The sequence below is a fragment of the Pseudarthrobacter sp. CC4 genome (genome assembly GCF_048957775.1).
In the GTDB taxonomy this organism is placed as follows: Bacteria; Actinomycetota; Actinomycetes; order Actinomycetales; family Micrococcaceae; genus Arthrobacter.
The window spans coordinates 1-10,857 of sequence record NZ_JARCCZ010000049.1; the positions used below are offsets into that span (position 1 = coordinate 1).

Annotated in this window: 8 protein-coding genes and 1 pseudogene; 6 read left to right on the forward strand and 3 right to left on the reverse strand. The window is 67.3% G+C overall.

Annotation, left to right across the window (positions count from 1 at the left end; genetic code table 11):
- Both PV768_RS21340 and PV768_RS21345 read left to right on the forward strand, forming a co-directional pair.
- Window positions 1-195, forward strand: a pseudogene (locus tag PV768_RS21340) (L-asparagine permease); the annotation flags it as partial.
- Window positions 196-215: 20 nt separating this feature from the next.
- Complete coding sequence (locus PV768_RS21345) at window positions 216-1,961, forward strand: thiamine pyrophosphate-dependent enzyme (RefSeq protein WP_421094145.1); 1,746 nt, start codon at window positions 216-218, stop codon at window positions 1,959-1,961.
- Window positions 1,962-2,080: 119 nt separating this feature from the next.
- Here the strand turns inward: PV768_RS21345 and PV768_RS21350 are convergent, their stop codons facing one another.
- Window positions 2,081-3,331: an FAD-dependent oxidoreductase gene (locus PV768_RS21350; RefSeq protein WP_157239192.1), complete on the reverse strand. Its 1,251-nt coding sequence runs from the start codon at window positions 3,329-3,331 to the stop codon at window positions 2,081-2,083.
- Window positions 3,324-4,682, reverse strand: coding sequence for an MFS transporter (locus tag PV768_RS21355; RefSeq protein WP_157239194.1), 1,359 nt, complete (start codon window positions 4,680-4,682; stop codon window positions 3,324-3,326). The genes PV768_RS21350 and PV768_RS21355 overlap by 8 nt, the downstream gene beginning before the upstream one ends.
- 12 nt (window positions 4,683-4,694) lie before the next feature.
- Here PV768_RS21355 and PV768_RS21360 point away from each other — a divergent pair, with 12 nt between their 5' ends.
- The 4 genes from PV768_RS21360 (at window position 4,695) to PV768_RS21375 (ending at window position 8,394) form a co-directional block, all read left to right on the forward strand.
- Complete coding sequence (locus PV768_RS21360) at window positions 4,695-5,528, forward strand: IclR family transcriptional regulator (RefSeq protein ID WP_157239196.1); 834 nt, start codon at window positions 4,695-4,697, stop codon at window positions 5,526-5,528.
- A 147-nt stretch (window positions 5,529-5,675) separates the two neighbouring features.
- Entirely contained in the window at window positions 5,676-6,806 is a 1,131-nt protein-coding gene (locus PV768_RS21365) for a cupin domain-containing protein (RefSeq protein ID WP_421094146.1), read from the forward strand.
- Window positions 6,806-7,645 carry a fumarylacetoacetate hydrolase family protein gene (locus PV768_RS21370; protein ID WP_421094147.1) on the forward strand — a complete coding sequence of 280 codons (840 nt, stop codon included), beginning with the start codon at window positions 6,806-6,808 and terminating at the stop codon, window positions 7,643-7,645. Before PV768_RS21365 ends, PV768_RS21370 begins: the two co-directional genes overlap by 1 nt.
- A complete protein-coding gene (locus PV768_RS21375; protein WP_321215319.1) occupies window positions 7,645-8,394 on the forward strand; it encodes a maleylpyruvate isomerase family mycothiol-dependent enzyme in 750 nt (249 codons plus the stop codon). The genes PV768_RS21370 and PV768_RS21375 overlap by 1 nt, the downstream gene beginning before the upstream one ends.
- Window positions 8,395-8,461: 67 nt before the next feature.
- Here the strand turns inward: PV768_RS21375 and PV768_RS21380 are convergent, their stop codons facing one another.
- Window positions 8,462-10,747 carry a gluconokinase, GntK/IdnK-type gene (locus PV768_RS21380; RefSeq protein ID WP_421094148.1) on the reverse strand — a complete coding sequence of 762 codons (2,286 nt, stop codon included), beginning with the start codon at window positions 10,745-10,747 and terminating at the stop codon, window positions 8,462-8,464.
- Window positions 10,748-10,857: the final 110 nt, after the last annotated feature.

The window sequence follows — 10,857 nt, forward strand, 5'->3', positions numbered from 1 at the left end:
CTCCTCTTCCTCGTGGGCGTGCTCGTGATGGTCTTCATCGACTCCCCCCTCACCATGCTCGTCACCGCCATCGCCTCCGCCCTCATGGTCGTCGGCTGGTACGCCTGCCGCACCCGCATCCGCGAAATCGCCGAAACCCGCGAAGGCCACACCGGCCTCTCCCCCGTCATCGCCAACCGCACACCCATCAGATAACCGAACAATAAAGAAAGACCATGACAACGGAACCCGCAGCAGCAACCCTGACCGAACCGCGCGTCCTGCACGCCGCCGTCGAATCCTCCGCGCAGCACAAGCTGCAGGCAAACCCTGCGGAGAAGCCAGAACCAGCAACCAAATCCGCGGGCCATGTGATAGTTGATTCGCTGGCCGCGCACGGCGTGGAGCGCACCTATGTAGTGCCGGGCGAGAGCTTCCTCGACGTATTGGATGGCCTGCACGCATCGGATATTGCAACCGTCGTCTGCAGGCATGAGGGCGGCGCCGCCTACATGGCTGAAGCGGACGGCAAGATGAACCAGCGCCCCGGCGTGGCGATGGTGACCCGTGGTCCAGGCGCCGCCAACGCCCATGTTGGCCTGCACACCGCATGGCAGGACTCCACCCCCATGCTTCTGTTTGTGGGCCTGATCCCCTTCGCCCACCGGGACCGGGAGGCCTTCCAGGAGTTCGACATCAAGTCCTGGTTCGACACGGGCGCCAAGCGGGTGATGGTCCTCGACCACGCAGAACGGGCGTCCGAGATCGTGGCGGAAGCCATGTTTGCGGCCATGAGCGGCCGGCCCGGGCCCGTGGTGGTGGGGCTGCCCGAGGACGTCATCCGGCAGCAGATCGACCCTGCACTGCATCCCGCCATTCCCGTGGCCTCCGGTGGCATGAGCAGCACGGACGCCATCGCCCTCCGGGCTGCACTGGCAGAATCGAGCAGGCCCCTGTTCGTCACCGGCGGCAACGACTGGACCCAGGCGGCGGCAGACCAGCTGACCGCCTGGCTGGAGCGGCACCATATCCCGGCAGCTGCGGAATGGCGGACACAGGGGACGGTGCCCTTCGATTCGCCCTCCTATGTTGGCCCTATTGGCTATGGCCGGCCCCGCCCCACCTACGATCTCCTGGAGGAAACCGACCTGCTGGTCTTTGTGGGGACGGTGCCGGGCGATGTTATTACGGACGGGTTCGTCTGCCGGCAGGACTGGAGCAAAAAGAACTTCCTGGTTACCGTGGATCCTTCGCTCCGCGGCCGGTCGGGCCCGGTCTCCCGGCAAATCCTGGCCAAGCCGGAAGCCTTCGTACGCGACCTCGCGGGCATCAGCCTGCCGGCCAAGGCGGAATGGAAAGCCTGGACCGGGCGGATGCGGACGGAGCAGCAAAGGTTCGCCGCCCTGCCCCCGGCCTCTCCGGCACCGGGCCGGGCGCGGATGGACACCCTGATGGCGAACCTGGTGCCACGGCTTACGGAGGATGCGATGGTGACCTTCGGCGCCGGCGAACACACCAACTGGGCCCACCGCTACTTCCCAACCCGCCGGTACGCCTCCATGATCAGCGCCCGCAACGGCTCGATGGGGTATTCCGTGCCTTCGGCCATCGCGGCCTCGCTGGCGGAACCGGCACGCCGGGTGGTCACCATTGCGGGCGACGGCGAGTTCCTGATGAACGGCCAGGAACTGGCGACCGCGGTCCAGTACGGTGCCACGCCGCTGGTGATCGTCATGGACAACCAGGAGTACGGGACCATCCGCACCCACCAGGAGCGGCACTATCCGTCGCGCGTCTCCGGCACGCAACTGAAGAATCCGGACTTCGGCCTGATGGCCAGGGCCTTCGGCGGTTTCGGGGTCACTGTTACCAAGGACAAGGACATCCCCGCCGCACTCGATGCAGCCCTTGCGGCCATCGAGGAGGACGGCGTCTTCGCACTTATCCACCTCGTCGTCGACCAGCGCGTCAAGGCCTACTAAGCGCCGCCCACGCCCGGCAACCAGGCTGACCTGGCGAGGCACTGGCACACAGCAGCGGACGACGGCGGAGGGTCCCGCCGTCGTCCGCTGCTGCCGTGGGGGCTGGCTTGCCGGCGGACCTACGCGGCCGCCTCCTGCGCGATCCGCTTCGTGGCTCCGGCGGGAACGCCGTCGCCATCCTGCCCGTACAGCCAGTCGTTGTACTGGAAATTGTTGTCCTTCCGGCTCTTGAACAGCAGGTTGCGCAGGGTGCGCGCGAGGCCGGACACGTGCCAGGACTCGCCCCAGACGCGGGCGGTGCGCTGCACCCGGGCGGTCCGGCCGGCGCGGACTTTGTTGAAGTCGCGGATGGCCTCGTCCCAGCCGTCGGGGTTGACGCCGTCCGCCGTGAAGACGGTGCCAACGGACGCATCCTGAAGCGCGGCAGCGTCCTCCAGGGCCTGGCACGCTCCCTGGGCGAGGTACTGGAGCATGGGGTGCGCGGCGTCGCCCATCAGGACCATGCGGCCGGCCACCCAGTTCTCGATCGGATCGCGGTCGTACATGGGCCAGCGGATGCCGGTGGCGAGGTTCTTCAGTGCCTCCTGGACGGCGGGAACGCAGTCCTTGTACGCAGCCTCGAGCTCGTCCACTCCCCCGTACTGCTCCTCGCCGCGCTCGAAGGACGGCGACTTGAAGACAGCAACAGTGTTGAGCAGTTCGCCTTTTCGCAGCGGGTACTGCACCAGGTGGCAGTCCGGCCCGAGGTACACGATGACGTCCTCGAGGTCGGCCTTGGGCGTGTTTTCGGTGATGGGCACGGTGCCGCGGTACGCCACGTAGGCGGAGGAGACGGGCTGGTCGTCTGCCACGAGCGGACGCAGCGTGGACCGCAGGCCATCGGCGCCGATTACGACGTCGGCCTCGAAGTCCACTCCGGCTGCGGTATGCGCCACGCCCCGGCCGCCCACGGTCTCAACACTTTCGACCATGACGTCGTTGACGAGCTTGACGCCCGCCGCTTCACAGCCTTCCAGCAGGACCCGGTGCAGGTCGCTCCGGTGGATCACAACGTAGGGAGCGCCATAACGTTCCTCGAATTCACCGTTGAGCGTCTGGCGGGTGAGCTCCTCGCCGGTGACGGCGTCGCGGAACACCAGGTGCTTGGGCTGCACGCCGATTTCCAGCGCCTTTTCGAGCAGGCCCCAGCGGCGGAGGATGCGGGAGGCGTTGGGTGCCATCTGCAGTCCGGCGCCCACCTCGCCGAACTCGGGGGCGCGCTCCACGAGGGTCACGCTGGCACCGTTTTCGCGCAGTGCGAGGGCGCCGGCCAGGCCGGCCATCCCCCCTCCGATCACCAGGACATCGGTGGACGTGGCGTGCTCAGACATTGCTTGCTCCTGTTGTTGGGCTTGAAGGGGAAGTTGGGAGTTTGGACTTGAGGTTGATGCCGACGGCGGTCAGCAGGACCGCAGCGACGGCGGCCGCACCGGCGAAGGCAAGGAAATTGGAGTTGACACCCAGTCCGGCCGCCAGCAGGAGGCCGCCCACCTGGGGAGCTGCGACGGCGCCAATCCGGCCGGTGCCCAGGGCCCAGCCAAGCGCCGTCCCCCGCAAATGGGCGGGGTAGTGGCTGGCCACCGCGGCGATGATGAGGCACTGGGTGCCATGGGTTCCGACGCCGGCGAGCACCAGCATGAGGTAGACGACGGACACAGGCGGTCCGCTCACCAGCACCACAAGCGCGACGGCGGCGACGGCGGCAGCTGCGATCGCCGTCGGAATTGGTCCGAAGCGGGTACCGGCCCAGGCCGTGATCACTGAGCCGGCCACTGCACCGAGGTTCAGGGCCAGGGCAAACGTCAGGGCGGAGCCCAGGTTGTAGCCCGCAAGCTGCATGAGGTTGGGCAGCCAGGTGCCCAGCCCGTACCACGCGAACAGGGTGGCGATGGTAGCAACCGCGAAGAGCATGCTGATGCCCAGGTAGGGTGCGCGGAGGAGCAAGGAGAAGCCGGACGGTTCCTTGGCTGCGCCAAACCGGCGGGCAGCTTTTTCGGCCTTGCCTTTCGCGCTGTCCGTTGCGCCCACGGGTGCAAGCGTCTCGGGCAGGTACTTGAGCCCAAGCGGCACCACGACCACCAGGGCCAGCACGGCCACCAGGAACATGGACTGCCAGCCGAAGGCCGGAATCAGCTGGATGCCCACGAGGGCAGCAATGGAACCGCCGATCGGGACGCCGGACATCATCAGGGTGGCCACGATGGAGCGCCACTTGGTGGGGACCAGTTCCGCCACCAGGGCATTCGCGGACGGCACCAGGCCGCCAAGCCCGATGCCGGCCAGGAGCCGCAGGACCCCGAAAATGGCGGCGCTGGGAGCGAAGGCACAAAGAACAGTGAAGACAGAGAAAACGATGGCGCAGCCCAGGATGGTCCGGCGGCGGCCCCACGAGTCGGCCATGCGGCCGGCGAAGATCGCGCCGATCATCATGCCCAGGAAGGCCATGGAGCCCACCGTCCCGGCGGTTGCCTTGGTCAGGCCCCAGCCGGTTTCGGAAATGAGGGAGGACTGGACAGTGCCGTAGACGATGAGGTCGTAGCCGTCGAAGACCACCAGCAGCCAGCAGACAAGGACTGCGGCTGCCGAGGCCTTGGAGAACCGGCCGTGCCCGTCATTGGACGTGGGGGTGGGATCCCCCGGCGAGAACCGGTGCGTCGCTGCAGCGGGAAGTGTGTGATTCATCCCACTACTGTCATGGCCACCGAAGATGAACCACAATACAATTCTGATGTGCAGAAAAAGCCCGTGCAGAAGCGCCCCACCTATTCCATCGAGGCGGTGGACAACGCGCTGCAGCTCCTCCAGCTCCTGCGCGACGGCGGCGCCCTCCGGCTGAAGGATGCGGCCGAGGAACTGGGAGTGGCCCCCTCCACGGCCCACCGGCTCCTGGCGATGCTGGTCTACCGCGGCTTCGCCGTGCAGGACGAAACCCGTCGCTATGTTCCGGGTCCCGCCATGGGCGTCGGCCCCGCCGGACTGAGCTGGACCAGGCTGCTGCGCTCGCTCGCACAGCCCCATATGGAACTGCTCGCCGCGCGGCTCAACGAGACCGTGAACCTCATGGTGCGGGTTGGCACCAAAGTCCGATTCCTGGCGACCGTGGAGGGGACCAACGTGCTGCGGGTAGGTGACCGGCAGGGGACGGTGATGCCTGCTGACAAGACGTCCGGCGGCAAGGCCATGCTGGCGGAACTGGAACCGCGTTTGCTGGACCAGCTCTTCCGCAGCAACAACGCCGAGATTGGCGGGGACACCATCCCCGACGAGGAATATCCGGGATTCCTGCGCGAGCTGGAGTCCATCCGCGGCAACGGTTTTGCAGCCAACTTTGAGGGCACTGAGGACGGTGTGAGCGCCCTGGGCATGGCGCTGCACAACCGGCACGGGCAGGTTGTGGGCGCCCTCAGCGTTGCCACACCCGCCACCCGCTTCCGCACGGTGTTCGACGCCGGGCTGGTACCAGCCCTGCGCGAATGCTGCAGGCAGCTGGAAATCGACATCGCGGCAAACCCGGCAGAGCCGGACTAAACACAGCCGGACTCGGTGCAGCCGGACTAAACCGAGCCAGACTAAGCCCCCAATTCTGAAGAGCAGAATATGCTGGGGGTCACACCACCTTCTTCCGTAGAGTCGAGGCACGCCAAAAAACTGTTCCGACCTACAAAGGAGGCCCACGTGTCCATCAGCGCCGAGAACACGACCCATGAATCAGTGGCCGCGGGGATCACCGCTCCGGAGCCCACCGCCGAGGAGGCTGCCCAGCTCGAGCAGCTGTACAAGGACTTCGACAAAGAGAACCTGATCCCGCTCTGGACCGAGATCGGTGACCTGATGCCGATGGTCCCGTCCCCCAAGGCAGTGCCGCACGTGTGGCGGTGGAGCGACCTCTACCCGCTGGCCGCCCGTGCCGGTGACCTTGTTCCCGTGGGCCGCGGCGGGGAACGCCGCGCGATTGCCCTGGCCAACCCGGGCCTTGGCGGAACCGCCTACGCCACCCCCACACTCTGGGCAGCGATCCAGTACCTCGGCGGCCGCGAAACCGCGCCGGAGCACCGCCATTCCCAGAACGCGTTCCGCTTCGTCGTCGAGGGCGAAGGTGTGTGGACCGTGGTGAACGGGGACCCGGTGCGGATGTCCCGCGGCGACTTCCTGCTTACCCCGGGCTGGAACTTCCACGGCCACCACAACGACACCGACGAGCCGATGGCCTGGATCGACGGCCTGGACATCCCGTTCGTGCATTACGCTGACGCCGGGTTCTTCGAGTTCGGCACCGAACGCGTCACGGACGAGGCCACCCCGGACATCTCCCGGTCCGAGCGCCTCTGGGCCCACCCCGGGCTTCGCCCGCTCTCGGGCCTGGATGACACCACCAGCTCCCCCATCGCCGCGTACCGGTGGAAGTACACGGACGCGGCCCTGCGTGAGCAGTTGCTGCTGGAAGACGAGGGCCACCCGGCCACCGTGTCCCAGGGCCACGCCGCCGTCCGCTACACCAACCCCACCACAGGCGGGGACGTCATGCCCACCATCCGCGCCGAGTTCCACCGCCTCCGCGCCGGCGCCGCCACCGAGACCGTCCGCGAGGTCGGCTCGAGTGTCTGGCAGGTCTTCGAAGGCACCGGCTCCGTAGTCCTCAACGGCGAAACCCGGCAGCTGGCCAAGGGCGACCTCTTCGTGGTCCCGTCCTGGGCCGCCTGGTCATTGCAGGCCGAGAGTGAATTTGATCTGTTTCGCTTCAGCGACGCCCCCATCTTTGAGCGCCTGAACTTCAACCGCACCTATATCGAAGGACGCAGCAAGTAATGAAACTCCTCACCCTCCGTACTGCTGACAGCACAGGAACCAAGGGCACCGTGGCGGTCCGCCAGGACGGCGACACCCTCACCGAGATCTCCGGGGTCGCCGACGTCGGCGCCCTGCTGCAGGACCCCGCCTGGGAAACCACCGCCGCGGCGGCCAGCGGCGCAACGCACGCCCTCGACGGCGCGGACCTCGCCGCCGTCGTGCCCTCGCCGGGGAAGATCATCTGCGTGGGCCACAACTACCGCAACCACATCAAGGAAATGGGCCGGGAAGTGCCCGAATACCCCACCTTGTTCGCCAAGTACGCCGAGTCCCTGATCGGCCCCAACGACGACCTCGCCCTGCCGCAGGAATCGGACACCGTGGACTGGGAAGCCGAACTCGCCGTCGTCATCGGCAAGCAGGGCCGCCGGATCAGCGAGGCCGACGCCGCGGACCACATCGCCGGCTACGCCGTCCTGAACGACATCTCCATGCGCGACTACCAGTTCCGCACCATCCAGTGGCTGCAGGGCAAGACCTGGGAGAAGTCCACCCCGTTCGGCCCGGCCCTGGTCACCAAGGACGAATTCACCCCCGGCCCGCTGATGACCTCGGCCGTGGACGGCGACGTCCAGCAGTCCACCCCCACCTCGGACCTGGTGTTCACCCCAGAATTCCTGGTCTCCTACATCTCCACAATCATCACGCTGAACCCGGGCGATGTGATCGCCACCGGCACCCCCGGCGGTGTGGGCCACGCGCAGGACCCCAAGCGCTACCTGCAGGAAGGCCAGGTCCTGGTGACCACCATCGAGGGCCTGGGCCAGCTGAAGAACCGCGTGGTCAAGGAAGCCTGATGGTTGCCCGCCACGACCAGGCCACCGACCCGGCGCTCCTGGAGGCACTGCTCCAGGCGCGCCGGGGCACCGCGTTCTTCGCCCGCAAGCTCAACGAGCTTTCCGACGCAGAGCTCGACGGCGGCACCCTCCTTCCCGGCTGGACCCGCAGGCATGTCGTGGCACACGTGGGCTACAACGCCCGCGCCATCGCGCGGCTGATCGAATGGGCCGCCACCGGCGTGGAAAACCCCATGTACTCCTCGCCCGAGGCCCGGAACCACGAAATCGATTTCGGGTCCACCCTGTCCCCGATCGCCCTGCGGCACCTCTTCGACCACTCAGCCGTGCACCTGAACGTCGAATGGCGCGACCTGCCCGCGGACGCCTGGCACCACAAGGTCAAGACCGCCCAGGGCCGCATCGTCCCGGCGGAGGAAACCGTGTGGATGCGCACCCGCGAGGTCTGGATGCACGCCGTGGACCTGGACAACGGCGCCACTTTCGGCGATATCCCTGCCCCCGTCCTGGAACGCCTGCTCAAGGACATCACCGGCGCCTGGCACACCCGCGGCACGGATGCCGGGCTCCTGGTCAAGGTGGACGGTACGGACCTGGCGTTCGGCGATGCGGGCGCCGCTGACCCGACGATCATCACGGGGCCGCTGCCCGCCGTCGTCCAATGGGCCGCCGGCCGGGGGTCGCATGGGGTCACGGCCACCGGCGCGGGTGCGGCGGAAGGAACGCCCGCCGCACCGAAGTGGATCTAGCCGCGTCCTGCCATCAGCAAGAAAGGAAAGCCCCTCATGGAGGGGCTTTCCTTTTTTAGTGCGCCGGTCAGAGCCGGGTGTCGAAGGAACCGCAGAACACGTTGTCGTTGAACGTGCCCTGGAATGCGGACTTGCCCTGGATCTTTTCAATGGTGGCCCGGATGGCCTCGCGGGACCCTGCGTGGGCGTGGATCGCCGTCTTGACCATCGGCACATCGATCAGGTGGTTCGGCTGGTTGAGCGAAACAAACACCGTGGGAACCTCGGTGACGTACCACGGGATCTCCGCGGCCATCGGCGAGGACCACTTGATCCGGATCGCCGCTTCCTGCGCGAAGCCCTTGACGTTCGCGAACACAAAAGCGGCGTCGTACTTGTCCGCGTAGTCGCCGGTGGCTTCCTCGGAGATGATCGACATGAAGTTAACACCGGTCTCCCCCGCAGCCTCCCGCTGGTCCGCGGTTTTGAACAAGTGCACCTCGAAGCCGGCGGCCTGCAGCTCTTCCTTGACGGTGTCCAGGTAGGCCAGCGGATCGGCGCGGGTGAAATCCGCCCCGCCGGAGATCCCGTACAGCCGGATCCGCGGATGCGTCTGCGGCGTGATGGGCAGGTTGTGCGCAGTGTCCTTGACCAGGGTGACGGTCTTGTCCGCGATTTCCGCCGCAACAGCCCGGTGTTCCGCGCTGCCGATCACGGCCAGCGCCGCAGGAGGCGGAACCAGCTGGTCCGCCGGCTTGCGGTGCAGTCCCATGGAAGCTTTCAGTCCAAGGATCCGGCGCAGCGCGTCGTGGAGGCGCTTTTCGGTGATGACGCCGGACTTGACGCCGTCCAGCATGTAGCCGAAGTCCTCCGCCGGATTGCGGAAGAAGAGGAACATGTCGCAGCCGGCGGCGATGGTGGCCGGCACCAGGTCCCGGCGCTTCATGGCCTGGGTGAGGCCCACCATCTGCGAGGCGTCGGTAAGGACCAGTCCGTTGAACCCCAGCTCACCGCGGAGCAGGTCCTGCAGCAGCTCCGGGGACAGCGTGGCCGGCAGCATGTCCGCGTCCGCCATGCCCGGCCGGAAATGCCGGGACAGCTCCGGGGCGCCGATGTGCCCCACCATGATGGACTGCACGCCGTGCCCGATCATCTCGCGGTACACGTGCCCGTAGGTCCGGTTCCACTCCTCGTAGCCAAACGTGTTGTAGGACGTGACGACGTGCTGGTCGCGCTCGTCCACGCCGTCGCCCGGGAAGTGCTTCATGGCGCACACCGTCGGGGACTCGCTGATGCCGTCGAAGTATTCCTTGGCGCGCTCCACCACGATCTCGGGGGTGTTCCCGAAGGACCGGGTGGAGATCACCGTGTTCCGCCAGTTGTAGTGGATGTCCACGATCGGCGCGAACGCCCAGTTGCAGCCCAGCGCCGCGGTTTCCACCCCGGCCACCTGTCCCATTTGCCGGGCGATGGCCTTGTCCGGGTGGGAGCCGGCCTGCAGGTGCGTGGACACGAACGTGCCGTCGTCACAGCTTCCGGCTCCCCCCATTTCCGGGTTGGAGGCCACCAGCAAAGGGATGCGGGTCTTCGACTGCGCATACCGGATGTGCTCCTGCACTGCCGCGGACGGGCCCGGCCGGTACCGCATGCCGCCCACGTGGTAGTTCTCCAGCACGCCATCGAGGTACTCCGGGGAGTAGTCGTTGTTGTGGTTGATGAACAGCTGGCCGATTTTTTCCTCGAGGCTCATGCCGGCCAGAGTGGATTCCACCCAGGCGACGGCGTCGTCGTCGAGGTTGAACGGCGCGGCCTGGAGGTCGACGTCGAACTGCCGCGGCCGGGTGCCGGGGGCACCGGCACTGCCGGCAGCGCCGCCGGAGCCACCAGTTTTGGAGCGCGCGACGACGGCAATTCCGGCGAGTGCCTCCCGCACCACCTCGTCCACGCCGGCAGCGATGTCGACGACGACGCCCGCTTCGTCAGCCTGGAGCGGTTCCAGCGTGGCGAGCTGGGAGTCGAGGAGGGCCGGCGGCATGAAGTGGCCGGTGCGCCCTTCAGTCCGCGCCCTCAGGACCTCTTTGCTCCCGTGCAGGTGCAGGAAGACGGTATCCGGCGCCTGGGCCCGGATGGCGTCGCGGTAGCTGCGCCGGAGGGCGGAGCACGCCAGGACCATGCCGCCGTCGCCCGCGTTGGCCAGCTCGGTGCCCACCGTGGCGAGCCACGGCCAGCGGTCGTCATCCGTCAGGGGCGTGCCGGCCGCCATTTTGGCGACGTTCTCCACAGGGTGGAGGGAGTCGCCGTCGAGGAACGGCACGCCGAGTTCCCGGGCGACGAGGTCGCCAATGGTGGTCTTGCCGCAGCCGGACACCCCCATCACGATGATGCGGAGCTTGGTTTCGGGGTTGTACGTGGTCACCAGTCGTGGACCGTTCCGTCGATGAGGCGGTTGTAGGGCAGGTAGGCCTGCTGGTAGGGGTAGGCGGC

Bases quoted from the DNA above. Each gene is read 5' to 3' on its own strand.
- PV768_RS21345 (WP_421094145.1), top strand. From the start codon at position 216: ATGACAACGGAACCCGCAGCAGCAACCCTGACCGAACCGCGCGTCCTG.
- PV768_RS21360 (WP_157239196.1), top strand. From the start codon at position 4,695: ATGGCCACCGAAGATGAACCACAATACAATTCTGATGTGCAGAAAAAG.
- PV768_RS21350 (WP_157239192.1), bottom strand. From the start codon at position 3,331: ATGTCTGAGCACGCCACGTCCACCGATGTCCTGGTGATCGGAGGGGGG.
- PV768_RS21380 (WP_421094148.1), bottom strand. From the start codon at position 10,747: ATGGGGGTGTCCGGCTGCGGCAAGACCACCATTGGCGACCTCGTCGCC.
- PV768_RS21355 (WP_157239194.1), bottom strand. From the start codon at position 4,682: ATGAATCACACACTTCCCGCTGCAGCGACGCACCGGTTCTCGCCGGGG.
- PV768_RS21370 (WP_421094147.1), top strand. From the start codon at position 6,806: ATGAAACTCCTCACCCTCCGTACTGCTGACAGCACAGGAACCAAGGGC.
- PV768_RS21375 (WP_321215319.1), top strand. From the start codon at position 7,645: ATGGTTGCCCGCCACGACCAGGCCACCGACCCGGCGCTCCTGGAGGCA.